This window comes from Mesorhizobium waimense, assembly GCF_003601975.1.
In the GTDB taxonomy this organism is placed as follows: Bacteria; Pseudomonadota; Alphaproteobacteria; order Rhizobiales; family Rhizobiaceae; genus Mesorhizobium; species Mesorhizobium waimense.
Genome location: NZ_QZWZ01000023.1, coordinates 50,503 through 74,979 on the forward strand (window position 1 = coordinate 50,503; position 24,477 = coordinate 74,979).

General features: G+C 64.2%; 20 protein-coding genes and 1 pseudogene. 11 read left to right on the top strand and 10 right to left on the bottom strand.

What is annotated here, in order from left to right; all coding sequences use genetic code 11:
• Nucleotides 1-28: 28 nt before the first annotated feature.
• The 4 genes and pseudogenes from D3227_RS25390 to D3227_RS42895 form a co-directional block, all read right to left on the bottom strand.
• The gene (locus tag D3227_RS25390) at nucleotides 29-661 is read right to left on the bottom strand and encodes a LysE family translocator (protein ID WP_120017010.1); all 633 of its coding nucleotides are present in this window, start codon (nucleotides 659-661) and stop codon (nucleotides 29-31) included.
• A gap of 105 nt (nucleotides 662-766) precedes the next feature.
• Nucleotides 767-2,678, bottom strand: a pseudogene (locus D3227_RS25395) (TadE/TadG family type IV pilus assembly protein).
• 201 nt (nucleotides 2,679-2,879) lie between these two features.
• A complete protein-coding gene (locus D3227_RS42890) occupies nucleotides 2,880-3,797 on the bottom strand; it encodes a hypothetical protein (protein ID WP_245451870.1) in 918 nt (305 codons plus the stop codon).
• 155 nt (nucleotides 3,798-3,952) lie between these two features.
• Nucleotides 3,953-4,798, bottom strand: a complete 846-nt coding sequence (locus D3227_RS42895) for a pilus assembly protein (protein WP_245451871.1) — start codon at nucleotides 4,796-4,798, stop codon at nucleotides 3,953-3,955.
• 295 nt (nucleotides 4,799-5,093) lie between these two features.
• Between D3227_RS42895 and D3227_RS25405 the strand changes: the two genes are divergently transcribed.
• Together D3227_RS25405 and D3227_RS25410 are read left to right on the top strand one after the other, a co-directional pair.
• On the top strand, nucleotides 5,094-5,954 hold the full coding sequence (locus D3227_RS25405) for a TIGR01459 family HAD-type hydrolase (protein WP_120017011.1): 861 nt from the start codon (nucleotides 5,094-5,096) through the stop codon (nucleotides 5,952-5,954).
• Between the two features lie 35 nt (nucleotides 5,955-5,989).
• Nucleotides 5,990-6,973, top strand: coding sequence for a bifunctional riboflavin kinase/FAD synthetase (locus D3227_RS25410; protein ID WP_120017012.1), 984 nt, complete (start codon nucleotides 5,990-5,992; stop codon nucleotides 6,971-6,973).
• Nucleotides 6,974-7,210: 237 nt separating this feature from the next.
• On the opposite strand, the gene D3227_RS25415 is transcribed toward D3227_RS25410, so the two are convergent.
• From D3227_RS25415 to D3227_RS25425, 3 genes are read right to left on the bottom strand one after another with little or no spacing between them, the layout of a single operon-like run.
• Nucleotides 7,211-7,762, bottom strand: coding sequence for a flavodoxin (locus D3227_RS25415; RefSeq protein WP_120017059.1), 552 nt, complete (start codon nucleotides 7,760-7,762; stop codon nucleotides 7,211-7,213).
• 53 nt (nucleotides 7,763-7,815) lie between these two features.
• Complete coding sequence (locus tag D3227_RS25420) at nucleotides 7,816-8,805, bottom strand: aldo/keto reductase (RefSeq protein WP_120017013.1); 990 nt, start codon at nucleotides 8,803-8,805, stop codon at nucleotides 7,816-7,818.
• Between the two features lie 38 nt (nucleotides 8,806-8,843).
• Nucleotides 8,844-10,007, bottom strand: a complete 1,164-nt coding sequence (locus tag D3227_RS25425) for an aldo/keto reductase (protein WP_120017014.1) — start codon at nucleotides 10,005-10,007, stop codon at nucleotides 8,844-8,846.
• A gap of 109 nt (nucleotides 10,008-10,116) precedes the next feature.
• Between D3227_RS25425 and D3227_RS25430 the strand changes: the two genes are divergently transcribed.
• Entirely contained in the window at nucleotides 10,117-11,007 is an 891-nt protein-coding gene (locus D3227_RS25430) for a LysR family transcriptional regulator (RefSeq protein ID WP_120017015.1), read from the top strand.
• 183 nt (nucleotides 11,008-11,190) lie between these two features.
• Nucleotides 11,191-11,988 carry a MipA/OmpV family protein gene (locus D3227_RS25435; RefSeq protein WP_167480840.1) on the top strand — a complete coding sequence of 266 codons (798 nt, stop codon included), beginning with the start codon at nucleotides 11,191-11,193 and terminating at the stop codon, nucleotides 11,986-11,988.
• Between the two features lie 31 nt (nucleotides 11,989-12,019).
• Here the strand turns inward: D3227_RS25435 and D3227_RS41760 are convergent, their stop codons facing one another.
• On the bottom strand, nucleotides 12,020-12,178 hold the full coding sequence (locus D3227_RS41760; protein WP_167480836.1) for a hypothetical protein: 159 nt from the start codon (nucleotides 12,176-12,178) through the stop codon (nucleotides 12,020-12,022).
• Nucleotides 12,179-12,236: 58 nt separating this feature from the next.
• Here D3227_RS41760 and ileS point away from each other — a divergent pair, with 58 nt between their 5' ends.
• Together ileS and D3227_RS25445 are read left to right on the top strand one after the other, a co-directional pair.
• Nucleotides 12,237-15,212: an isoleucine--tRNA ligase gene (ileS, locus tag D3227_RS25440; RefSeq protein WP_120017060.1), complete on the top strand. Its 2,976-nt coding sequence runs from the start codon at nucleotides 12,237-12,239 to the stop codon at nucleotides 15,210-15,212.
• A gap of 249 nt (nucleotides 15,213-15,461) precedes the next feature.
• Nucleotides 15,462-16,139, top strand: coding sequence for a hypothetical protein (locus D3227_RS25445; RefSeq protein ID WP_120017017.1), 678 nt, complete (start codon nucleotides 15,462-15,464; stop codon nucleotides 16,137-16,139).
• Between the two features lie 40 nt (nucleotides 16,140-16,179).
• Here D3227_RS25445 and D3227_RS25450 read toward each other — a convergent pair whose 3' ends face one another.
• A complete protein-coding gene (locus D3227_RS25450) occupies nucleotides 16,180-16,632 on the bottom strand; it encodes a nucleoside deaminase (protein WP_120017018.1) in 453 nt (150 codons plus the stop codon).
• Between the two features lie 181 nt (nucleotides 16,633-16,813).
• Here D3227_RS25450 and D3227_RS25455 point away from each other — a divergent pair, with 181 nt between their 5' ends.
• The 5 genes from D3227_RS25455 to D3227_RS25475 all read left to right on the top strand — a co-directional run bounded on the left by D3227_RS25455 (nucleotide 16,814) and on the right by D3227_RS25475 (nucleotide 23,544).
• Entirely contained in the window at nucleotides 16,814-18,913 is a 2,100-nt protein-coding gene (locus D3227_RS25455) for a pseudouridine synthase (protein WP_120017019.1), read from the top strand.
• Nucleotides 18,910-19,464 (top strand): 16S rRNA (guanine(966)-N(2))-methyltransferase RsmD, encoded by a 555-nt coding sequence (gene rsmD / locus D3227_RS25460; RefSeq protein ID WP_120017020.1) that lies wholly within the window; start codon nucleotides 18,910-18,912, stop codon nucleotides 19,462-19,464. The genes D3227_RS25455 and rsmD overlap by 4 nt, the downstream gene beginning before the upstream one ends.
• A 299-nt stretch (nucleotides 19,465-19,763) precedes the next feature.
• Entirely contained in the window at nucleotides 19,764-21,119 is a 1,356-nt protein-coding gene (locus D3227_RS25465; RefSeq protein WP_120017021.1) for a M16 family metallopeptidase, read from the top strand.
• Between the two features lie 131 nt (nucleotides 21,120-21,250).
• On the top strand, nucleotides 21,251-22,675 hold the full coding sequence (locus D3227_RS25470; protein WP_120017022.1) for a M16 family metallopeptidase: 1,425 nt from the start codon (nucleotides 21,251-21,253) through the stop codon (nucleotides 22,673-22,675).
• A complete protein-coding gene (locus tag D3227_RS25475) occupies nucleotides 22,672-23,544 on the top strand; it encodes a patatin-like phospholipase family protein (protein ID WP_120017023.1) in 873 nt (290 codons plus the stop codon). Before D3227_RS25470 ends, D3227_RS25475 begins: the two co-directional genes overlap by 4 nt.
• Nucleotides 23,545-23,554: 10 nt before the next feature.
• On the opposite strand, the gene D3227_RS25480 is transcribed toward D3227_RS25475, so the two are convergent.
• Nucleotides 23,555-24,454, bottom strand: a complete 900-nt coding sequence (locus D3227_RS25480) for an ADYC domain-containing protein (protein ID WP_147377671.1) — start codon at nucleotides 24,452-24,454, stop codon at nucleotides 23,555-23,557.
• Nucleotides 24,455-24,477 lie beyond the last annotated feature (23 nt).

A 24,477-nucleotide genomic window follows, 5' to 3' on the forward strand; every position in this document is an offset into this window, starting at 1 on the left:
GCCGGCATCACTTGGACATCAACGCACCCTAGCGCTGGGCGTCGGTCGCCATCCTGAGCGCCAGTGCCGTCAGCACGGTGCCCATCATCCAGCGCTGGACGACCAGCCATAGCGGCCGCCCGGCGAGGAAGGTGGCGATCGAACCGGCGGTCACCGCGATGATGGCGTTGACGGTGAGGCTGATCGAAATCTGCGTGACGCCGAGCACCAGGAGCTGCGACAGCACATGGCCCTTGCCGGGATTGATGAATTGCGGCAGCAGCGACAGGTAAAGCACCGCCACTTTCGGGTTGAGGAGATTGGTCATCAGCCCCATTGCGAACAGCTTGCGCGGCCTGTCCTTCGGCAATTCGCGCACCTGGAACGGCGAGCGCCCGCCGGGCCTCACCGCCTGCCAGGCAAGCCATAGCAGATAGAGCGCGCCGGCAAGGCGCAGCGCGTCATAGGCGAAGGGCACCGCAAGCAGCAGCGCAGTGATGCCGAAGGCGGCGGACAGCACATAAAACAGGAAACCGAGTGCCACGCCGCCAAGCGAGATCAGCCCGGCCTTCGGACCTTGCGAGAGCGAGCGCGAGATCAGGTAGATCATGTTCGGCCCGGGCGTCAGCACCATGCCGAGGCAGACCAGCGCAAAGGCGAGGTGGTTAGCGGCGTCGGGCATCAGGGAGTCTCCGGGTGGTGGCGGGAACACTCACCATGTGCCTTCAACAACCGCAAGGGCATGATGGCAGGAGCGGTTGCGCCAGCGCTGACGGCGAAGCCGCCCTCAGCTCACCACGCGCAAGTTCGACAGTTCGTTGGCGATTTCCTTGAAATTGTCCGACAGCGTGGCACCCGTTGCATTCCAGAACAGCTTGGCCGGCTTGCTGGCGTCCGTCGGGTCCTTGCGGAAGCGCGAGTCCGACGAGCAGGTCTTCAGTGCGTCCATCGCCTTTTTGTCGCCGGCATCGGTGCTCGACATGTCGAGCGCCACCGTCATCACCATGATGTTGGCCGCCTTGGCGTTGTTGCACAGCGTCGCCATCTGCTCGTTGAGCGCGAGGGTGTAGTTGCTGGACGAATAGTCGAACTGGCCAACATCGCTCGATGTGCCAGTGAACAGTCGGGTCAGTGCCGTACCGAAATAGGCGAGGCCGGTATAGCCATAGGCGGCATAGGTCGACTTGTTGCCGGCCGGGTCGCTGCTTACCGTCGAATAGGTGTTCTCGCCGTCGGTGAGCACTATGACGACCTTGTCGTTGCCGCGCTCCGTCTCCGGCCGCCCTTCAGTGAAGGGTTCGGTGCTCGACACGGTGCGCCAGCCCCAGGCCATGCCTTCCGGCACGTTGGTGTTGCCGTTTGGCGCCATCAGGTCGATCGCCGCCTTGATCGCCGTCAGCCCTTCCGGCTTGGTGACGTCGGTCAGCGGTGTGATCGGCGTCGTGGTGCAGCTGTAATTCGGGCCAGCACCCTTCGACAGCACCGGCGCATCGATCGGCCGCGGCTGGAAATACTTGGCCATGTTGGATTGCCGCGTCTTGCCGGTGGTGCTTGTCGGGTCGTCGTTCCACCAGCTGTTTGCCGCGCCATAGGTCTTGGGATTGGCCTCATCCGGATCCTGAGTGATCTTCCAGTGGTTGCCGGGCTCATCGGGCGCGAACATCGGCACGAACATGGTTACCGGGTCGCCGACGCTGGTGCCGGTGTTGTTAGGGCCGCCGGAGGCCGGTTTGTCGTTGACGTTGTAAGGGTAGGGCCGGACCTCGACGCAGCCCTGCCAACTGGCGAACGGGCCGTAAGTGTCGATGTAATCGTATTCGTTGTGGCTGCGCTTGCAGGTGTGGTTGTCGCGGTACTCGTCGCAGACAACGCGCTTGCTGCCGACGATGCGCTCGTGGCTGGTCACCACCTTCATGTCGCGATAGAGCGAGAACCGGGTCAGCATCTGACCTTCTTCCTCGCCCCAGCCGGTGCCCTTCTTGTACCAGACGCCGTTGATCTTCTGGGCATATTTGTCGGCGCCATTGAGCGTCGACCAGTCGAAATTCTCGTTGTGGACCGGCGACAGCCCATAGGCGTCGATCCACGAGGCTGAACTGGACCGGCTTGTCGATCTGCTTGATCGCCGCCGCCTGCAAGGCCAGCGTGTCGACGAGCTGCTTGGCGGCCTGCTTGAGCAGGTCGATGCGCTTTTGCCCCGAACCGGTGCCGGCCGTGCTCATCGAGCCGGAATTGTCGAGCACCATGGCGACTTCCAGCGTGTTCTTCAGCCGGACTTCCGAGCAGACAGAGTAGCCGACATCGGTAGAGGTCTTGCCGATCAGCATCACCGCCGCCGGCAGGAAATGGGGTTTGTACACCAGCGCCGCGCAGAGCTTCACCAGGCCGCCGCCGGTCGTGCTGCTTGGCAGCGTGACGTCGAGCGTCGTGTTGGCTGGATCGACACTGCCGAGGTTGGCCTTGATGAGGTCCAGCGCATAGGCCCTCAACTGGTCGTCGGTGGCGCCTTCGGCCAGGCGGCGAGCGGTGGCGAAGTTGGCGGCGTCGAGCGCGTTCACCACCCTCTGCTTCTCGTTGGTCATTCCCGCGAAGTCGATGGCCAACGCCACGCCGCCCATCAGCGGCACCATGGCGAGCACGGTCATGAGGGCATAGTTGCCGCGCCGGTCGCGGCGGAAGTCACGCCAGAGTTCACGCATTTTATGTAACGGGCCCGCCTGCGGATTCTTTAATGCGGCCACAGTTTCACAAAACCCTGAAGGACGGATTTGGGAAACCGATCGATTGCGCCCTCGGTGCTTCACTGAATGGGTAACCAACGGGGCAGGGGGCAAGGCAGTCGCTCCATGAAAACGCCCCGCCGGAAGGCAAGGGCGCGCCTGGCATTGATGGCCAGTCGATCAGCTGACGATGCGCAGGTTCGACAGTTCGTTGCCGATCGCCTTGAAATCGTCCGACAGCGTCGCACCAGTCGAATTCCAGAACAGCTTCGCGGGCTTGCTCGGGTCGGTCGGATTCGTGCGGAAGCGCGAGTCCGACGAGCATGTCTTCAACGCGGCCATCTGGGCTGCTTCGGTTGTATTTGCCGAATCCAGGTCGAGCGCTATGGTCATGACCACTATGTTGGCGGCCTTGGCGTTGTCGCAGAGCGTGACGAAATGCTCGTTCATCGCCTTGGTGTAGTTGGCGTTCGAGTAGTCATCCTTGGCGACCTTGTCGCTGGTTCCAAGCAACGGACGGCCATAGGTGTAGGTGCTGCCAAACGGCTTGGTCTGGTTGGGGTAGGCAAGATATCCCAACGACGAGTAGATGGCCTTGGCGCCGGCGAGGTCGTTGCCGCCCTTGTTCCAGTTCGTGCCCGAATAGGTCTGCGCGGTCACCGAGGTTGGCGTGTAGTACGTGTTGGCGCCGTCGGTCAGCACGATCAGGACCTTGTCGTTACCTCTTTCGGTCTCGGGCCGGCCTTCGGTGAACGGGGCCGTGCTGGAAAGGGTCCGCCAGCCCCAGGCCATGCCTTCCGGCACATTGGTGGCGCCAACATCGACCATGGCGTCGATGGCCGTCTTGACCGCCGTCGCGCCTTCCGCGACCGACACGTCGGTCAGTGGCGTGATCGCGGTTGTGCTGCAGCTCGTGTTCGGTCCGGCATTGCTGCCATAGGCCGAGGTCACCTTGGTGCCGGGGGTGAAGTATTTCGGCATGTACTTCTGACGTGTGGCGTTGTTGCTGCTTGTCGTGACGTCGAGATGCCAGTTGTTGTTTGCCGGGCGCGAGTTGCTGTCTACATTGTCAGTTTCGTCGGGCGCGAACATCGGCACGAATAATGTGGCCGGCGTCGACGTTGAGGCAGCCGTGTCCTCGATGTTGTAGGGATGGGGGCGGGATTCGACGCAACCGCTCCAGCTCGCGATAGGCGCATAGGTTATATTGGACGTGCAGATGCCGTTCGAGGCCGTGCACGCCGAAATGCGCGTCATCCATTTATAGAGCGAAGAGCGGGCAGCGGCTTGTCCTTCTGCGTCGCGTCCCAAGACGAACCACGCGCATACCAGACTGAGCCGACCTTCTCGGCATACTGGTTCGGGTAGCTTGCCTTGCTGAGCGTCGTCCAGTCGAAATTCTCGTGCTGGATGGGCGAGATGCCGGTCGTGTCCATCCAGGTCGCAAATTCGTAGGTCGAGCCGACATTGACCGAGGCGGCGAACGGCACCAGGCTGAACTGAACCGGTTTGGTAACCTGCTTCATCGCCTGGGCCTGAACGGCAAGCTGGTCGACCAACTGCTTGGCCGCGGTCTTGAGAAGGTCGAACCTGACTTGGCTCGAGCCGTGGCCGAGTTCGGTCATCGAGCCGGAATTGTCGAGCACGAGCGCGACTTCCAATGAATTTCTGAGGCGGATCTCCGATCTCGCACTGAAATCGATTTCGGTGGCGGTGGCGGGCTTGCCGATCAACATGGCCGCAGCTGGCAGGAAGTAGGGCTGATATTTCAGCGCAGCCTCGAGCACCAGCGTGCCGCCACCGGTATTGTTCTTCGGCAGCGTTACGGTCAGCGTCGTATTGGCAGGCTTGACGTGCCTCAGATTGACCTCGAAGAAGTTCTTGGCGTAGGCCTTGACGGAGTCATCACTCGCGCCGGAAACGATCTGCTGGGCCGTGGCCAGGCCGGCGGCATCAAGCGCGTTCAGCGTTTCCTGCCGCTGCCGCACCAGTTCCGCATAGTCGACGGCCAGCGCCACGCCGCCCATCAGCGGCACCATGGTGATAACGGTCATCAAGGCATAATTGCCGCGCCTGTCGCGCGTAAACCTGCGGATCATTGTCTTTAGCCCCCGCTAATGTACGACCTTAGTCGCAATCGATCTACGACCATGGTCACAGATCGCTAAATTTCACGTTGCTCGAAAGCATCAAGGTCGCGCCGCCTTTTTGACTGCGCGTTAACCCTGTGGTGCCGGATCAGCCTTCGAGGGGGTGATGCCGCGCCCTTGACCGCCAGCCCCGCCGCCGATGGCGAAAGCTGGTGACAGGATGAGGCGCTTCCGCTAATGCGGGACCGGCCGCGGCGGACCGTCGGCGGCGGCCTTCGCAACGAACACGATTTGGGAAAACGGCATGGCGAATTCGCCCGACATTATCGGCTCGCTCGCGGATTTGTCGGGAGCCTACGCGGCTATTCTCTGCGATGTCTGGGGCGTGGTGCACAATGGCGAATGGCATTTCCCGGCTGCGGCCGAGGCTCTGGCCGTCGCGCGCGCGGCGAAGCTGCCGGTCGTGCTGATCACCAATTCGCCGCGCCGCAGTGCCGACGTTGTGGCGCAGATGAACGCGATAGGTGTCCCGCAGACCGCCTATGACCGCGTCGTCACCTCCGGCGACGTCACCCGCGACCTGATCGCCGAGGGTCCCAGAAAGATCTTCCATATCGGCGCCGACCGCGATTTCACCCTCTATGACGGCCTCGACGTCGATCTTGTCGAGGAGTTCGAGGCCACCGGCGTGGTCTGCACCGGCCTGTTCGACGACGAGGCGGAGAAGCCTGAGGACTACGCTGAGCTGCTGCGGCGGCTGCGGGCCAGGAACCTGCCATTCATCTGCGCCAATCCCGACATCATGGTCGAGCGCGGCGAGCGCATGATCTGGTGTGCGGGCGCGCTGGCCCGCGACTATGCCCAGCTCGGCGGACGCACGCTGATCGCCGGCAAACCCTACGCGCCGGTCTATGAGGTCGCGATGCGCGAGGTCGCCCTGCTGCTCGGCCGTCCGGTCGAGCGCTCAAAGGTGCTGGCCATTGGCGACGGCATGATGACCGACATCAAGGGCGCGGCCGACAACGGTTTCGACGTGCTCTATGTCTCCGGCGGTATCCACGCACGCGACTATGGCGATGCGCTGCAGCCCGACCCCGCCAGGCTCGCGGCCTTTCTCGAAAAGCATGGCTATCAGCCGGTCGCGGTCATTCCGAGACTGCAATAGGGGAGTAGGATCGCCCCGATGACGGAAGTCTCAGAATGACCGATGCCTTCGAACGCGTTACCGCAACATCGCCGCTGCCGGCCCATTTGCGCGGCGGCGTGGTGGCGATCGGCAATTTCGACGGCGTCCATCGCGGCCACCAGGCGGTGCTTGACCGCGCGCTTGCCGAAGCGCGGCGGCGCGGCGCGCCGCCTCTGGTGCTGAGCTTCGAGCCGCATCCGCGAAAGGTGTTCAGGCCCGATATCCCGCTGTTCGTGCTGACACCGCCGCCGATGAAGGCGCGTCTCCTGTCGCATCTGGGCTTTGCCGCTCTGGTCGAACAGCCGTTCACGCGCGATTTTGCTTCGCTGTCGGCAGAAGCCTTCGTGACCGGCGTTCTGGAAGAAAACCTCGGCATAACCCATGCCGTCACCGGCTTCGACTTCCACTTCGGCAAGGACCGCCAGGGCGGCCCCGCCTTCCTGATGGCCGCCGGCGAGCGCCATGGCTTCGGCGTTACCCTGGTCGATGCGTTTCGCGACGAGGGCGCCGAGGTTGTGTCGTCGAGCCGTATCCGCGCGCTCCTGTGCGAAGGCGAGGTGGCCGAGGCCGCCGGCCTGCTCGGCTATCGCTTCACCGTCGAGAGTGAAGTGATCGGTGGCCAGCGGCTTGGCCGGACCCTGGGCTTCCCGACAGCCAATATGAGGCTTTCGCCGGAAGCCACTCTGAAGGAAGGCATTTATGCCGTCCGCTTCCGCCGCGCCGACGGCACGCTGCATAACGGCGTCGCCAGCTTCGGGCGCCGGCCGACGGTCGACGACAACGGCGCGCCGCTGCTTGAGACTTTCGTCTTCGATTTCTCCGGCGATCTCTATGGCGAGACCTGCGAGGTGTCGTTCTTCGGCTTCCTGCGCACGGAGGTGAAGTTCGACGGACTCGACGCGCTGGTCGCGCAGATGAAGCGCGACGAGGTCGAGGCGAGGGCGCTGCTCGCCGGCGTCCGTCCGCTTTCGGATCTGGATAGCGCGATCGCCTTTTGACCTACCGCTTCAGCGCAAGATGGTCGGCTTTTGACCGATATTGTTGAAAAAGTCCGCCGCACCGCAATGTCGCCACCGATTATAGAATCCCTTTCCATCCCAGCGTATTGCATGGAATCAGGATTCAATTTTGGGTCTTTGCGGAAACACCATTCTACGCAAATGCCATTTGCAGCCGCGACCCGGACTTTTTCAACGGTATCGACCCAAAGAGGCCGTCCAGTCACGAGTAACCGACTATTTGACCTTCAGCGTGTCCAACCACTGGGTTACGCGTTCGATGGTCTGGCGCTCTTGTGGCGCCTGCATCGAGAACCCGTCCATCAGGCGCGCCTGAGGTGCGTGGCTGGCCAGAACCGCCTGGCTGTTGCCGAGCCCGAAGCCGCCATGCGTGATGAACGGAATGATGGTCTTACCCGCAAGGTCGTGGACCGCCAGGAAAGTGCGGATTACGGGCGGCGCGGTTTCACCCCAGATGGGGAACCCCAGAAACACCGTCGCATAAGAGGCGGTGCTCGGAAGCTGGGCTTTGATTGGCGGCCGGTTGCCGCGATCGCGCTCCTGCCGCGCCCGCTCGACGGTTTCGAAGTAATCGGCCGGGTAAGGTGTCGCCGGCGCTATCTCGAAGAGATCGGCCGGCAGCGCCCGGCTGAGTTGCCCGGCGATGACGCGGGTGTTGCCGCTCCGCGAAAAGAACGCCACCAGCGACTTGCCATCCGAGCGGGGCGCCGCTTCGGCCTGCGTAACCGATGCGCTTCCGGCAGCGAGCGGCAGCAACAGGGATGACATGAGGATCTTCCGCCTCGTCGGCTTTTGAGCATCGGTCACTGTTCAGATCCCGATCAGAGCCCGGTCATCTTGAGCGCGGCTTTGGGCAGACGTTCGCCCTGGACCTCGATCTTCGCCAGGGCGTCGGCGAGTTCCTGCAGATCCTGCGCGGTCAGCGTCACGTCGACCGCGCCAAGGTTCTCCTCCAGACGGTGACGTTTGGTGGTGCCGGGAATTGGCACGGTCCAAGGCTTTTGGGCCAGCAGCCAGGCGAGCGCGACCTGGGCGGGTGTCGCACCTATGCGCTCGGCCACACTCCTCACGACATCGACCAGGGCCATGTTGGCCTTGCGCGCCTCCGGCGAGAAGCGAGGCACATTGTTGCGGAAATCGGTCGGGTCGAACTTGGTGTTTTCGTCGATCTTGCCGGTCAGGAACCCCGCGCCCAATGGGCTGAACGGCACGAAACCGATGCCGAGCTCTTCACAGAGCGGCAACAATTCCGCTTCGACGCCTCGATAGAATAGCGAGTACTCGTTCTGCACTGCCGTGACCGGCTGGACTGCGTGCGCGCGGTGGATGGTCTGGACGCCCGCTTCCGAAAGCCCCCAATGGCTGACCTTGCCTTGAGCGATCAGGTCCTTGATGGCGCCGGCGACGTCCTCGATCGGAACGTCCGGATCGACCCTGTGCTGGTAGAACAGGTCGATACGGTCGGTTTTGAGGCGCTTGAGGCTCGCGTCCGCGACACGTTTGATGTGCTCGGGCTGGCTGTTGGTGCCGCCGCTGCGCTCGCCGGTCTCGAGATCGATATCAAATCCGAATTTGGTGGCTATCACGATCTGATCGCGGATCGGCGAAAGCGCCTCGCCGAGGAGCTCCTCATTGGCGAAAGGCCCATAGGCTTCGGCGGTGTCGAAGAGCGTCACGCCCCGCTCGTGCGCGAGGCGCACGAGCCCGATCATCTCCGCCTTGTTGGCTGGCGGCCCGTAAGCGGAGGTCATGCTCATGCAACCCAGGCCGACGGCGGAGACCTGCAGGCCTCCAAGTGTTCTAGTTTTCATGACGAACTTCCATGCGATCGTTGTGTGTGACTATCAGTTCAGCTCTTTTCTGGTGCTTCGACGCCTGAATAGACCAGCACGGCATCGGGAAGGCGCGAGCCCTGAACCTGGATTGCGCCGGCCGCGGCGTTGAGTTCTGCAAGTTCCTCCGGCGTGAACTGGACCGAAGCCGCGCCGATATTTTCGAGCATGTGCGGCATCTGGGTCGTCCCGGGTATGGGAACGATCCAAGGCTTTTGCGCCATCAGCCAGGCGAGCGCGATCTGCGCGGCGGAAGCTTGCTTGCGCTTGGCCCAGCTCTTGATCAGCTCGACGAGCGCCAGATTGTGCGGCAGGTTCTCCGCCGAGAACCGACCCTCGATCTTGCGGATATCACCGTCCGCAAACCGCGTTCTGGCGTCGATGGCGCCGGCCAGGAACCCCACGCCGAGCGGGCTCCATGGGACGAAGCCGATGCCAAGCTCCGCGCAAAGCGGAAGCACTTCGCTTTCCGGCCCGCGCCATAGCATTGAGTATTCACTCTGGACGGCGGTGACCGGCAGGGCGGCGTGAGCGCGGCGGAGGGTGTTCAGTCCCATCTCGGACAGCCCCCAGTGCGTGACCTTGCCCTGGTCCATGAGATCCTTGACCGCGCCGGCGACGTCCTCGATCGGTACGTCGGGGTCGACCCGATGCTGGTAGAGCAGGTCAACGCGATCGGTGCGCAGGCGCTTCAGCATGCCCTCGACCGCCGCCTTGATGTGGTCCGGGCGGCTGATCAGCCCTGGGCGCCGCTCGCCCGTTTCCAGGTCGATGTTCCAGCCGAACTTCGAAGTGATCACGACGCGGTCGCGAAACGGCGCTACTCCCTCGCCAAGGATCCGCTCGACTTCATGCGGACCGTAGGCCTCCGCGGCGTCGAAGAAGGTGACACCTCGATCGAAGGCGGTCCGGATAATGTTGATCATCTCGGACCGGGTCGGGATTGTCGTCTGATAGGTCCGGCTCATGTTCTGGACGCCGATGCCGAGGCTGGAGACTTCCAGCGAGCCCAGCTTCCGCCGCCCGCTTAGGGCCGCAGTGCTGTTGACGCCTGTCGCTTGAGCGCTCTCCTGGGCTGGCGCCTGGGAACCGGTGGCCAAGAGAAGCGGCGTCGCCGCGAAACTTCCCGCCGCGCCCAGAAAGCCACGGCGCCCCATCTTTAGAATGCGTTCGTTTGCCATGCCTGCTCTCCTTCTCGGTTGATGCCGCGAAGAAAGATAGGGGCTGCGGCATCATGCGATAACCTGCTATAATCCGCATGAGCCTGTTAGCTGGACTAACAAATACATCATGCAGAACTTCAACGATCTCGCCGCATTTGCGACCGTCGCCCGGGAACGGAGCTTCACGCGCGCGGCAGCCAAGTTGGGGGTGTCGCCCTCGGCACTCAGTCAGACCATCCGCAACCTTGAGGAGCGGGTTGGACTCAGGCTTCTCACCCGGACCACGCGGAGTGTGGCACCGACCGAGGCCGGTGGCCGCCTCTTGCGCACCGTGGGCTCGAGGTTCGAGGAGATCGAGGCAGAACTGGCCACCTTGAACGCGCTGCGCGAGAAACCGGCCGGAACGGTCCGCATCACCACCGGTGAGCACCCGGCGATTTCCGTACTGCAGCCCGCGCTCAAGCGGTTCCTGCCGGACTATCCCGACGTCCAGGTTGAGATCATCGTCGACTACGGCCTGACGGATATCGTCGCCGAGGGTTATGATGCCGGCGTCCGCATGGGCGAGCAGGTGGCGAAGGACATGGTGGCTGTCCGTATCGGGCCGGACATCCGCATGGCCGTGGTCGGTTCGCCGAAATATTTCAAGCGCTTCCCGGCCCCGCGAACCCCGCAGGACCTAACCACACACAGATGCATCAACATGCGGCTGCCGACTTACGGCGGACTGTTCCCGTGGGGTCTCGAGAAGGACGGCCGCGAGGTGAAGGTGCGGGGCGACGGCCAGCTGGTCTTCAACAATCTTGGCATGCGGCTGAGTTCAGCGCTGGACGGGTTGGGGGTCGCCTACATGCCTGAGGACCAGGTACTTCCGCACGTTGCGCAGGGGCGGCTCATCCGGGTGCTGGAGGAATGGTGCCCGTACTTCCCCGGCTATCACCTGTACTACCCAAGCCGGCGTCACACGTCGCCGGCTCTATCCTTACTGATAGACGTCCTGCGTTACCGGGGCAGCTGATCGAGCGCGACGCTTGTCCGGCTGCAGCCAATGCTGCGATCACGGGGCCTCGTTCAATTGGCTACAATGTCAAATCAGTCCGGCCGCGATGTTACGGATCTTAAGTCAAATTTTACCGAACCGGCGCCATGGCTTGAGCCCTGCCGGGTGTTCTCTCCAGTGTGTTTCGCGTAAAGGGTGATGATGCGTATTGTCAGGACGATTCCGCTGCTTTTCGCCTCCGGGCTGCTCACCGTGTCCGCCGCGAATGCCGGCGAGGGGAGTTGGTTGTCCGGTGACTGGTATTTGACGCTCGGAGCCACGGGCCTGGTCGCGCCGGATTTCGAGGGCGGCAAAAAGTACATGCTCAGCGCCCAGCCGATCATCTCCCTCGGCAAGGCCGGTCCCCAGGCTCGCTTCACCTCGCGCAACGACAACATCTCGCTGGCCCTGATCGACGATGGCAGCGTGCGGGCCGGCCTGACCGGAAAAATCCTGTTTTCCCGCGACAGCGACGATGAGCTGAAGGGCCTCGATCCCGTGCGTTGGGGCGGCGAGGCCGGCGGCTTCTTCGAATTCTATCCGCTGGACTGGGTACGCGCCCGGGCCGAGCTCAGGCACGGCATCCGTGCGCACAACGGCTTTGTCGCCGACATCGCCGCCGACGCCTTCTACGACGTGACGCCAACGGTCCGCATTTCGGGCGGGCCACGCATTTCCTTCGCCTCGGCGGACTATTTCGACGCTTACTACGGCGTCAACGCCACAGAGGCGGCGTCGTCCGGCCTCAGCGAATACCATCCGGGCGGCGGTCTGAAGTCGACCGGCCTGGGCGGCGCGGTGACCTGGAAGGTGACCGAGCCGATGACGGCCAGCCTGTTCGGTGAATATTCGCGCCTGATGGGCCCGGCGGCCGATTCCAGCCTGGTCAAGGAGCGTGGCGACCGCAACCAGTTCACGGTCGGCGTGTCGACCACCTATCGCTTCGACTTTTCGATGTAGCGATTTGAACTGGGCGCTTTATTCCTGCTGACTAATCCGCTAAAAGCCCGGCCATGACGAGCTTTTCGCACCTTTTTGCGATCGCGATACGAATTACGAGCCCGGTGTTCCGGGTGGCCTGAGAGCCGCCGGAGCCGCCGGGAATCTTGGCGTGCGCCTCTCGCGCTTTTTCCAGATCATGATAGTTCAACGCCCGAGCTCTTTTGCCGCCGGGCAATGCACATGGCAGACCGATGACCGACACCCCAATGACCGATACAGCTGAAACGATCGACTATTCCAAGACGCTCTACCTGCCGCAGACGGATTTCCCGATGCGCGCCGGCTTGCCTGAAAAAGAGCCGCTGCTGGTCAAGCGCTGGCAGGACATGGACCTCTACCGCAAGCTCCGGCAGGACGCCGCCGGCCGCACCAAATACGTGCTACATGACGGCCCGCCCTACGCCAATGGCAACATCCATATCGGCCACGCGCTGAACAAGATCCTTAAGGACGTCATCACCCGCTCGTTCCAGATGCGTGGCTACGATTCGAATTACGTGCCCGGCTGGGACTGCCACGGCCTGCCGATCGAATGGAAGATCGAGGAGCAGTACCGCGCCAAGGGCAAGAACAAGGATGAGGTGCCGGTCAACGAATTCCGCAAGGAATGCCGGGAATTCGCGGCGCACTGGATCTCGGTACAGGGCAGCGAGTTCCAGCGGCTCGGCGTCGTCGGTGATTTCAAGAACCCCTATACGACGATGGCTTTCCATGCCGAGGCGCGCATCGCCGGCGAATTGTTGAAGTTCGCCATGTCGGGCCAGCTCTACCGCGGCTCCAAGCCGGTGATGTGGAGCGTGGTCGAGCGCACCGCGCTGGCCGAGGCCGAGGTCGAATACCAGGACTATGAGAGCGACATGATCTGGGTGAAATTCCCGGTCGCAAGCCTTGCCCGCCCGGTCTCCGGCACTGAAGGTGAACAGCCGGCGGCATTGTCCGAATCCTCGCTGGACCTGCTCGAAGCCCATGTCGTGATCTGGACGACGACGCCCTGGACCATCCCAGGCAACCGCGCCGTCAGCTATTCGCCGCGTGTCGCCTATGGGCTCTATGAGGTCACGGCGGCGGAGAACGCGTTCGGCCCGCAGCCCGGCGAAAAGCTGATCTTTGCCGACGCACTCGCCGAAGACTCGGCGGCCAAGGCCAAGATCGTCTTGAATCGCCTTCACAACGTCTCGGCCGAACAGCTTGAAAGCCTTACGCTTTCGCACCCCTTCAGGGGGCTTGGCGGCGGCTATGAATACCCGGTGCCGATGATCGCCGGCGAACATGTCACCGACGATGCCGGCACCGGCTTCGTGCACACCGCGCCCAGCCACGGCCGCGAGGACTTCGACGCCTGGACGGATGCGGTGGCCGAGCTGCTCAAGCGCGGCATCGACACGGCGATCCCGTTCCCTGTCGATGATGCCGGCTTCTTCACCAAGGACGCGCCGGGCTTCGGGCCGGACCGCGAGGGCGGTGCCGCGCGCGTCATCGACGACAACGGCAAGAAGGGCAACGCCAACCAGGCCGTCATCGACGAACTGATCAAGCGCAACGAGCTGTTCGCGCGCGGCCGGCTGAAGCACAGCTACCCGCATTCGTGGCGGTCGAAGAAGCCGATCATCTTCCGCAACACGCCGCAATGGTTCGTCTATATGGACAAGGAACTCGGCGACGGCACGACGCTGCGCAGCCGCGCGCTGAAGGCGATCGACGACACGCGCTTCGTGCCGGCTGCCGGCCAGAACCGCATCCGCGCCATGATCGAGGAGCGCCCCGACTGGGTGCTGTCGCGCCAGCGCGCCTGGGGCGTGCCGATCGCCGTCTTCGCCGACGTGGACGGCAATGTGCTGAAGGACGATGCGGTCAACCAGCGCATCATGGAGGCCTTCGAGACGGAAGGCGCTGACGCCTGGTTCGCGGCGAATGCCAAGGAGCGTTTCCTCGGCAATCACGATGCCGCGAAATGGCATCAGGTGATGGACATCCTCGACGTCTGGTTCGACTCGGGCTCGACCCATGTCTTCACACTCGAGGATCGCCCGGACTTGAAATGGCCGGCCGATGTCTATCTCGAAGGCTCCGACCAGCATCGCGGCTGGTTCCACTCCTCGCTGCTCGAAAGCTGCGGCACTAGGGGCAGGGCGCCCTATGACACCGTCGTCACCCATGGCTTCACCATGGATGAGGAGGGGCGGAAAATGTCGAAATCGCTCGGCAACACCGTCGTGCCGCAGGACGTGATCAAGCAGTCCGGCGCTGATATCCTGCGTCTGTGGGTGGTGACGACCGACTATTGGGAAGACCAGCGGCTTGGCAAGAACGTGCTGCAGACCAACATCGACGCCTACCGCAAGCTCAGGAACACCATCCGCTGGATGCTGGGCACGCTCGCCCATGACGATGGCGAAGAGGTCGCCCTGGAAAACATGCCGGAGCTGGAGCGGCTGATGCTGCACCGGCTGGCCGAACTGGATGACGTCGTACGCTCCGGCTATGACGCGTTCGAGTTCAAGCGCATCACCCGCACGCTGCTCGACTTCATGGTGGTCGAGCTGTCGGCGTTCTATTTCGACATCCGCAAGGACGCGCTTTACTGCGACGCGCCGTCCAGCGTGAAGCGGAAGGCCTCGGTACAGGTCGTGCGCCATTTGTTCGACTGCCTGGTCAAGTGGCTGGCGCCGATGCTGCCCTTCACCATGGAGGAGGCCTGGCTCGACCGTCACCCCGACGCCGTTTCGGTGCATCTCGACCAATTCCCGCAGATCCCGGAGACCTGGGGGAACGAGGTGCTGGCGGAAAAGTGGCGCAAGGTGCGGCAGGTTCGCCGCGTCGTCACCGGCGCGCTTGAGATCGCGCGTGCCCAGAAGGTCATCGGTTCCTCGCTCGAGGCGGTGCCGGTCGTCACAATCGACGATGCGACGCTCGAAGCGGCGATATCGGACGTCGACATGGCCGAGATGGCGATCACCAGCGACCTTGTCATTACCCATGGCAAAGCGATTGACGGGGCTTTCACGCTGGACGACGTCAAGGGTGTCGCCGTGGTGGTGGAGAAGGCCGAGGACCGTGGCTTGGTCAAATGCGCGCGTTCCTGGCGCTACACCGCCGATGTCGGGCAGGACCAGGCATTCCCAGATGTCTCGGCGCGCGATGCGGCTGTCCTGCATGAGCTGAAGGCGCTCGGGCGTTTATGATGCATGTCGCCCAAAAGTGTGTAGCGGTTTTGGGAAACGACATGCACCATCAAATATAAGCCGGTGCACAAATGCCACGCCGGGCGGTCCTTTGCCGCCCGTGCGTTGCCCTTAACGAGAGGTTGAGATAAACACGCGAAACTCCGGACGACAAATTGTCGCCGGATTTCCGTCGCAAGTGCTTGAGTGATGGGGACCGGACCTTTGGCCGGCGGCGATCGAGAGGCTGTCTAAGTGGGACTTTTTGGCATGACCGAGAGAACTTACGCGCGCGTTGCGCTGCTGGCGCCGCTTGTCGTATCAGGCCTCGCTCTGTCCGGCTGCATGGGCTCGCCCACCTACGGAACCGACAAGACGGCGGGCGAGCAGCTTGCCGGCGACCTGTCCAGCGCCTTTTCGATCTCGCCGAAGCGAGGGGAAAAGATCGACTACAAGCCGCGTCCCGAGCTGGTGAAGCCGGCACCGGGACAGAAGGAAAACCTGCCGCCGCCGCAGGAGAGCATCGAGACGGCGAGTGCCGACTGGCCTGAATCGCCCGAGGCGCGCCGCGCCCGCCTGCGTGCCGACGCCACCGCTCACCAGGACGATCCGGCCTACCAGTCGCAGATCGTCGACGATGTGCAGACCGATCCGGTGGCGGTGAAGAAGGCCATGGCGGATTCGGCCTCCAGCCACCCGCCGCGCTGGTCGCCGGCGGATTCGGACAAGGGCCGCGCCGCCGAGATCCAGCGCCGTATGGCCGAAGGCAAGCAGGGCGATCCCAACACCCGCAAATATCTGAGCGAGCCGCCTCTGGACTATCGCGTCGCCGCCGGCACCGCGCCGCAGGGCGATATCGGCGAGGACGAATACAAGAAGGAACGCCGCCTCAAGAAAGAGGCGGAGGGCAAGAAGAGTGGCGGCTGGTTCGACTGGCTGGGCCTCTAATTGCCTGTTAGCCACGAAGACGCGTTCCGGCGCCTGCTGTTCAGGCTTCGCGCCGCTCCCGGAAAAAATCCTTCAGGATAAGGGAAGCTTCGCTTTCGCCCATGCCCGGATAAATGTCGGGCGTGTGATGGCAGGTGGGCGAAGCGAAGAAGCGCACGCCGTTGACCACCGCGCCGCCCTTCTCATCGGCGGCGCCGAAATAGAGCCGCCGCAGCCTGGCGAAGGAAATGGCCCCGGCGCACATCGCGCAGGGCTCCAGCGTGACATAGAGATCGTGCCCGGTCAGCCGCTCGCTGGCGAGCGCATGGCAGGCCGCCCGGATCGCCAGCATCTCGGCATGCGCCGTTGGGTCGGCAAGCTCGCGGGTGCGGTTGCCGGCCTTTGCAACGACCGTGCCGCCGCTGGCGATGACCGCGCCGACAGGCACTTCACCACGCAGCGCGGCAGCCTCGGCCTCCTTCAGCGCCAGCGCCATGAAATCCAGCCGCTTCACGCGGTTTCCATTCCGATTATCTCCTCGCCACCTGACGGTGATCCTGTTATCTAGCGCCTAACCCCGAAAATCGGACTCAGGTTTTCGGAAACGATCATGCGCCAAATCAAAGTGCTACAGCGTCCTTTGCGCGTCCGAAAGGATGCGCCACGCTGTAGCAGCGCAAACAGGCAAAGGCCACATGGACGACAACGACAAGAAATTCCGACCCAAAAAAGGTCCGGGCAAGAGCGGCCCAAAAGCCGCGACACCGCGCAGCCGCGATGGCGCCGCCGGCAAGGGCGGCAAGCCGTCCTTCGGTGCCAAGAAACCTTATGCACCGCGTGGCGATCGGCCGATGGCCGCCGAAGGCGAACGTCCGAAGCGGGATTTCAAGAGCGGCGAGCGGCCGTTTAGCAAGGGCCCACGCCCAGAAGGCAAGCCGTACGAAAAGCGCGAAGGTCCGCGCAAGCCTTACGCGCCGCGCGGCGACCGGCCGATGGCCGCCGATGGCGAGCGGCCGAAGCGCGACTTCAAAAGCGGCGAGCGGCCGTTCAGCAAGGGCCCACGCCCCGAAGGCAAGCCCTATGAAAAGCGTGAAGGCCCGCGCAAGCCGTACGCGCCGCGCGGCGACCGGCCGATGGCCGCCGATGGCGAGCGGCCGAAGCGCGACTTCAAAAGCGGCGACCGGCCGTTCAGCAAGGGGCCGCGCCCCGACGGCAAGCCGTATGAGAAGCGCGAAGGTCCGCGCGAGCCCTACGCACCGCGCGGCGACCGGCCGATGGCTGCCGAGGCCGAGGGCGGCGAGCGGCGCTTCGAGCGCCCGAAGCGTGATTTTGGCGATCGTCCAAAGCGCGACTTCAGCGATCGCCCCAAACGCGACTTCGCTGATCGGCCAAAGCGCGACTTCGGTGGCGATCGACCGCGCACACCGGGTGCTGGGTCATCGGGTGGCGGCTTCAAGCCGCGCCCACGTCCCGCCGAGGCGGCGGAAGAAGCCGGCGAGCGTATCGCCAAGCGGTTGGCCCGTGCCGGCCTTGCCTCGCGCCGTGACGCCGAGGAGCTGATCGCTGCGGGTCGCGTCAAGGTCAATGGCCGGGCCCTGACTTCGCCGGCCTTCAACGTCATGCCCGGCGACATCATCCATCTCGACGGCATGGAGATCCCGCCGATCGAGCGCACGAGGCTGTTCCTGTTCCACAAGCCGGCCGGCGTCGTCACCACCAACCGCGACCCCGAAGGCCGCAAGACCGTGTTCGACGTGCTGCCGGCCGACCTGCCGCGGCTGATGACCATCGGCCGTCTCGACATCAACACAGAAGGCCTGCTGCTGCTCACCAATGATGGCGGCCTGTCGCGGGTGCTCGAACTGCCGGCCACCGGCTGGCTCAGGCGCTACCGCGTGCGCGTCCACGGCAAGGTCGAGGAAAGCGCGCTCGCCGGCTTGCGCGAAGGCATCGCCGTCGATGGTGTCTTCTACGGCGCCATCGAGGCGAGCCTCGACCGCGAGCAGGGCTCGAACGCCTGGCTGACCATCGGACTGCGCGAAGGCAAGAACCGCGAGGTCAAAAACATCCTCGGTTCGCTCGGCCTCGACGTGACGCGGCTGATCCGCATTTCCTATGGGCCGTTCCAGCTTGAGGACCTGCCGGAGGGCCATGTGCTGGAGATCAAGGGCCGCGTCCTGCGCGACCAGCTCGGCGAGCGGCTGGTCGAGGAGTCGGGCGCCAATTTCGACGCCGAAATCACAAAACCGTTTTCCAACAAGCCGGTGCGGCGGACCGAGCCGCGCCCGGAGGAAGCCGAGCGGCCGAAATTTGCGCGTGACGGCGTCGATCGCCGCCCGATCGGCGAGGGCGGTCTGATCAAGAACCGCAAGCGCCGCGAAGGCAGCCGCGACGAGGCGCTCGGCAAGCTGTCAACAAGGCCCGAGAGAGGTTCCGGGCCGGAAAAGAGTTTTGGCGAGCGCGGTCCTAGACCTGAGCGTGGTGGCTTTGGCGACAAGCCTCGTGGCGGTTTCGGCGGCAAGAAATCAGACCGCGAGCAGCGGCCGATCGAGCCGCCCGGCCAGCGCAAGGCCAATGTCTGGATGGCGCCGGGTTCGCGTCCGATCGGCAAGGGCAGGGCGGAAGCCGATGCCGCCAAGGCGGCAGAGGCCAAGGCGCGCAAGACCTCGTTCAAGCCGTCCTATGGCAAACCGGCTGGCGCAAAGCCGTTCGGCAAGCCACGTGGCGAGCGTCCGGACGGCGGCAAGGGCGGTGACCGGCCGCGCGGCGGCGTCAAGGGTCCCAGGACCAGATGAGAATCGTCGGCGGCGAGTTTCGCGGGCGTCCGCTGGCGACCCCGCGCGATCATGCCATCCGCCCGACCACCGACCGCACCCGCGAGGCGGTGTTCAACGTGTTGGCGCACCGCTTCGCCGACAAGCTCGACGGCGCGCGCGTGCTCGACCTGTTCGCCGGCACCGGCGCGCTCGGCCTCGAGGCGTTGTCGCGCGGTGCATCCTACGGCGTCTTCATCGAGGAATCGGCGGAAGGGCGCGGCCTGATCCGCACCAATGTCGAGACCTTCGGACTTACCGGGCGCACCAAGATTTTTCGACGCGATGCCACGGCTTTGGGTGAAGCCGGCACGCTTTCGGCTTTTGGTCTGGTCTTCGCCGATCCGCCCTACGGCAAGGGCCTTGGCGAACGTGCGCTGCGCTCGGCCAGGGCAGGCGGCTGGCTTTTGCCTGGCGCGCTCTGCGTGGTCGAGGAGGTTGCATCGGCGCCCTTCGAACCAGGGCCGGGTTTTTCGGTGGTCGACGAGCGCGGCTACGGCGAGACGGTGATCCGGTTCATCGAGGCTGGGTGAGGCTTCCGCGATTGGCGCTTCCTCCCCCAATCCTTCATTTGGGGAGGCCGCGCAAACGGCCGGAGAGGGGGACGGTTGTGCGAGGCGCTAGCATTGGCGGTTTTCGAAAACGGTCAGGCCAGCTTTTCCTCGGTTCGTCGGCGCAATCCCCCTCTCCGTCTCGGCTTCGCCGAGCCACCCTTTCCCCCGCCTTGCGGGGGCGAGGAACTGAGCACACTGCCTCGAAAATGACGAACAATTCACTTTGCCTCGTCCATGAACCCCGCCTATCGTCGCGCCCATGACAACCGGAGCCATCGATGACACCTCATACTAAATGGCTGCGGAGCGCGGTGCTCACCACGGCGCTGGCCCTGGCCGGTCCCGCGCTCGCCGCCGACGATGGCAAGGTGACCAACTTCCTGCTTAACAACGGCATGGAGGTGGTCGTCATCCCGGATCATCGCGCCCCGATCGTCACCCATATGGTGTGGTACAAGATCGGCAGCGCCGATGAGCCGCCCGGCAAATCAGGCATCGCGCATTTCTTCGAGCATCTGATGTTCAAGGCGACGACCAACCACGCCGCCGGTGAGTTCGACCGCGCCATCTCGGCCATCGGCGGCTCCAACAACGCCTTCACCTCATACGACTACACCGCCTTCCACGAGACGGTGGCGCCGTCGGCCCTTGGCGAGATGATGAGTTTCGAGGCCGACCGCATGCGCAACCTCATCCTCACCGACGACGTCATCAAGACCGAGCGCGACGTGATCCTGGAGGAGCGCCGCTCGCGCATCGACAGCAGCCCGCAAGCGGTGCTCGATGAGGAGGTCAACGCCACGCTGTGGCAGAACCAGCCCTATCGCATTCCAGTGATCGGCTGGATGCAGGAGATGGAAAAGCTGAACCGCACGGACGCCATCGCCTTCTATGACAAATACTACAGGCCCAACAACGCCGTGCTGATCGTGGCCGGCGATGTCGAGCCGGACATGGTGAAGGCGCTGGCCGAAAAGACCTACGGCAAGGTCGCGCGCGGCCCGGACTTACCCCCGCGCATCCGCCCGGTCGAGCCGGAGCAGAACACCAAGCGCACGGTGACGCTGACCGATGCGCGCGTTTCGGTGCCGAGCTTTTCGACGCAATGGGTGGTGCCGTCCTATCGCACCGCCCAGCCTGGCGAGGCCGAGGCGCTCGACCTCCTGGCCGAGATCCTCGGCGGCGGCAACCGCAGCCGGCTCTACCAGCAGCTTGTTGTGAAGCAGGGCATCGCCGGGGAAGCCGGCGCCTGGTTCCAGGGCACCATGTTCGACGCCACCAACTTCACCGTCTACGGCTCGCCGCGCGGCGATGCCAAGCTCAGCGATGTCGAGGCGGCGGTCGATGCCGAGGTCGCCCGCATCGCCAAGGACGGCGTCACGCCGGACGAGTTGGAGAAGGCCAAGGACCGCTATGTCCGCTCGGTGATCTTCGCCCGCGACAAGCAGGACGACATGGCCAACATGTACGGCTCGACGCTCGCCACCGGCGGCAATGTCAAGGATATCGAGGAATGGCCGGACCGCATCCGCAAGGTCACCGCCGACGAGGTCAAGGCGGTGGCAGTGCGCTATCTGGTGCTCGACCATTCGACGACAGGCTATCTCCTGCCGCAGCAGCAGGTGAGGAATTGATGATGATGAGCTTGCACAGCGGCACGTTCACTTCTCCCCGCCAGGCTCCCCCTTCCCCCCTTGTGGGGTCCGAAGGAGGGGGCGAGACCCGTGGCTCGCCCCTGGGCGGTGGCCTCGCGAAGCGAGGTCAGATGAGGGGTGTTCCAGCTTGGCACCGACAGCGATCCGTCCAACACCCCTCAACCGTCTCGGCGTTTCGCGCCGATCCACCTTCTCCCACAAGGGGAGAAGGGAAGGGCGCGCTGCACGCCATCGCCACTCTGCTCCTCTCCATCCTCTTCCTCATCCTGCCGGCTCTGGCCGCGCGGGCGATGGATATCCAGGAGGTGACGTCGCCCAAGGGCATCACCGCCTGGCTGGTCGAGGACCATTCGGTGCCGATCGTCACCATCCGCTTCGTCTTCGACGGCGGCTCCACGCAGGATCCCGCCGGCAAGGAAGGGCTCGCCAATCTGATGACCGGCCTGTTTGACGAGGGCGCCGGCGATTTCGACAGCGACGCCTTCCAGGTCAAGCTCGACGATGCCGGCGCCGAAATGGGTTTCGATGCGCAGCGCGACGGCACCTATGGCTCGATGCGCATGCTTTCCGAACAGAAGGACGCCGCCTTCGACCTTTTGACGCTCGCGGTCAACAGGCCGCGCTTCGACCAGGCGCCAATCGACCGCATCCGCGCCCAGATCCTGTCCGGCATCATCGCCAATGAACGCGACCCCAACGCCATCGCCCAGCGCAAATGGCTGCGTGCGATTTATGGCGAGCATCCCTATGCTCGGCCGGACGAGGGCACCAGGCAGAGCATCGCCACCATCACGCCCGACGATATCAGGGCATTCTACAAGGCCAGTTTCGCCCGCGATGGCCTGCATGTCGCGGTGGTCGGCGACATCGATGCCGCGACTTTGAAAGGCAAGCTCGACCAGGTCTTCGGCAACCTGCCGCAAAAGCAGGCGCTCGCCCCGGTCGCCGACACAGCCCTGAAACTGGGCCAGCAGGTGGAGGTGAATTATGACCTGCCGCAGACCTCGCTGCAGCTCGCTTTTCCCGGCGTGCAGCGCAACGCGCCGGATTTCTTCGCCGCAGTGCTGATGAACGAGATTCTTGGGGGCGGCACCTTCACCTCGCGCCTCTACGACGAGGTGCGCGAGAAACGCGGGCTGGCCTATGGCGTCGATTCCAACCTCGTCGACCACCAGCATGCCAACGCGCTGATCGTTACCACGGCGACGCGTTCGGACCGCGCCTTCGAGACCCTCGGCATCGTGCGCAAGGTGGTGAAGGATATGGCGGAGCAGGGGCCGACCGAGGCCGAGCTGGAGGCGACCAAGAAATACATGATCGGCGCCTACCCCATCAACAATCTGGACTCCTCCAGCGCCATCGCCGCGACGCTGGTCGAGCTGCAACTGGACAAGCTCGGCATCGATTACATGCAGCGCCGCGCGGCGCTGATCAATGCAGTGACGCTCGATCAGGTCAAGGCGGCGGCGAAGAAGCTGCTATCTGCCGAGCCGGCCATCATGATCGTCGGGCCGGCGCTAGGAGGAAAGGGATGAGCCCCACCTTCGGTGTTGCCTTTGGCGGTGGCGGTGCGCGCGGGCTGGCGCATATCCACGCCATAGAGGCGCTGGACGAGCTCGGCATCAAGCCGGTCGCCATCGCCGGCTCTTCGATCGGCGCCATCATGGGCGCCGGCATGGCCTCGGGCATGGCCGGCAAGGACATCCACGACTATGCCCGCTCGATCCTCGGCCGCCGCGCCGAGGTGGCGACGCGCATGTGGCGCGCGCGCCCGGGCACCCTCGCCGAGGCGATGCAGGGCGGCATCCGCGTCAGCCAGTTCAACATCGAGCGCATCCTGAAAGCGTTCCTGCCCGACGCCATCCCCGAAACCTTCGCCGAGCTGAAGATCCCGCTGCAGGTGACGGCGACCGACTATTTCGGCCACAAGCTCGCCGTGTTCGACAGCGGCGACCTGCATTCGGCATTGGCAGCCTCGGCCGCCATTCCCGCCGTGTTCCGCCCGGTGACGCGCGACGGAAGGGTGCTGATCGACGGCGGCATCTACAACCCGGTGCCGTTCGATCTCATCGAAAAGGCTGCCGACATCATCATCGCCATCGACGTCGTCGGCGCGCCGAGCGAGATCGAGCGCAAGCATCCGACCACGGTCGACCTGATGTTCGGCGCCACGCAATTGATGATGCAGTCGATCATCGCCAACAAGCTGAAGCAGTGCCCGCCCGACATTCTGGTCCGCCCGGCGGTGTCGAAATACCGTGTGCTCGACTTCATGAAGATCGACGCGCTGATGAGCGAAACCGTCGACATCAAGGACGAGCTGAAGCGCGAGATCGCGAAGGTGGTGGAGGGGCGGTCGCGCGACGACAAGCCGAAGCCCAACAGGCGCGCTGCCCGAACGTGATGCCGGCGGATTACGGCTCGATCGAACGGTTAAGGATCAGCGCCCCGGCGTGGCTTTCGCACGCCGCTGCCTGCGGCAGTTGCCGCACGCCCGGACAGATCGCCGTCAGGCCTTCCATCGTCAGCACGTCGGGGATCCTCGTGCGGCTGACGCACAGCGCGCCGTCCACTCCCCACGCCGCTTCGAACGCCATCCCCGGCGCCGCCTCGTCCTGCTGAATGCCGTTCCTGTCGTAGATGACGATCGGCGTGCCGTTGCGCGTATGGCCGACACCGTCGCCGCAATAATCGGCGCGGATCATGCGGGTGCATGCCTGGTGATGATCCCAAAGCGGCGTTCCATCCGGCAGTTTTTCCCAAGGCCGATAGCCGAAACGCGCGCATTTGGCCTGGGCGCCGCCGGTGCAGGTAATGCTGAAGGCCGTGTCGGACGGCAGATGGCGACCGTCTTGCGTCCACGTGCCGGCGAGCGGGAAGCCCATGCGCCTGCCTTCGGCGTCGGGTTCGCAGATGTTGCGCCACTCGCCTGTCGCCGCGTCGCGGGTCGACATGGTGTAGAGCATGATCGCGCCATCCGGGTTCCTCGGATCGGTGTCGACCGCGTCGATGCGCAGCGGCACCCGGTCGTGTCCGTGACCGAGCGTCAGAATGGCGCCGACGAGATCGTCTTGAGGGACAATGTGGCCGTCTCCCGTCGTTACCTCGAACCTCGTGCCGACCACGGAGATCGAGCTGATCGCCTGTCGGGTCCCGGCCTCGTCAGCAGCGGTGGCGACCACGTCGGAAATGGCCGCGCCGATGGCCACCAATGCGCAGAGCCGGTGTGGATGACGCGGTTGAGTGACATTGTTGGTTCCCGACGTGACGCCTTGTGAGGGGTTGGTGGGCGTGGCCAAAGGCAGCTTTGTCATTGACTTTCGCTGGACAGAGAACG

Excerpts from the sequence above, each read along its gene's own strand:
- D3227_RS25410 (WP_120017012.1), top strand. The coding sequence starts at position 5,990 with ATGACCGATGCCTTCGAACGCGTTACCGCAACATCGCCGCTGCCGGCC.
- D3227_RS25465 (WP_120017021.1), top strand. The coding sequence starts at position 19,764 with ATGACACCTCATACTAAATGGCTGCGGAGCGCGGTGCTCACCACGGCG.
- D3227_RS25455 (WP_120017019.1), top strand. The coding sequence starts at position 16,814 with ATGGACGACAACGACAAGAAATTCCGACCCAAAAAAGGTCCGGGCAAG.
- D3227_RS25430 (WP_120017015.1), top strand. The coding sequence starts at position 10,117 with ATGCAGAACTTCAACGATCTCGCCGCATTTGCGACCGTCGCCCGGGAA.
- D3227_RS25470 (WP_120017022.1), top strand. The coding sequence starts at position 21,251 with ATGAGGGGTGTTCCAGCTTGGCACCGACAGCGATCCGTCCAACACCCC.
- D3227_RS25405 (WP_120017011.1), top strand. The coding sequence starts at position 5,094 with ATGGCGAATTCGCCCGACATTATCGGCTCGCTCGCGGATTTGTCGGGA.
- D3227_RS25445 (WP_120017017.1), top strand. The coding sequence starts at position 15,462 with ATGACCGAGAGAACTTACGCGCGCGTTGCGCTGCTGGCGCCGCTTGTC.
- D3227_RS25390 (WP_120017010.1), bottom strand. The coding sequence starts at position 661 with ATGCCCGACGCCGCTAACCACCTCGCCTTTGCGCTGGTCTGCCTCGGC.
- D3227_RS25425 (WP_120017014.1), bottom strand. The coding sequence starts at position 10,007 with ATGGCAAACGAACGCATTCTAAAGATGGGGCGCCGTGGCTTTCTGGGC.
- D3227_RS25435 (WP_167480840.1), top strand. The coding sequence starts at position 11,191 with ATGCGTATTGTCAGGACGATTCCGCTGCTTTTCGCCTCCGGGCTGCTC.
- D3227_RS25475 (WP_120017023.1), top strand. The coding sequence starts at position 22,672 with ATGAGCCCCACCTTCGGTGTTGCCTTTGGCGGTGGCGGTGCGCGCGGG.
- D3227_RS42895 (WP_245451871.1), bottom strand. The coding sequence starts at position 4,798 with ATGATCCGCAGGTTTACGCGCGACAGGCGCGGCAATTATGCCTTGATG.
- D3227_RS25480 (WP_147377671.1), bottom strand. The coding sequence starts at position 24,454 with ATGACAAAGCTGCCTTTGGCCACGCCCACCAACCCCTCACAAGGCGTC.
- ileS (WP_120017060.1), top strand. The coding sequence starts at position 12,237 with ATGACCGATACAGCTGAAACGATCGACTATTCCAAGACGCTCTACCTG.
- D3227_RS25415 (WP_120017059.1), bottom strand. The coding sequence starts at position 7,762 with ATGTCATCCCTGTTGCTGCCGCTCGCTGCCGGAAGCGCATCGGTTACG.
- D3227_RS25420 (WP_120017013.1), bottom strand. The coding sequence starts at position 8,805 with ATGAAAACTAGAACACTTGGAGGCCTGCAGGTCTCCGCCGTCGGCCTG.
- rsmD (WP_120017020.1), top strand. The coding sequence starts at position 18,910 with ATGAGAATCGTCGGCGGCGAGTTTCGCGGGCGTCCGCTGGCGACCCCG.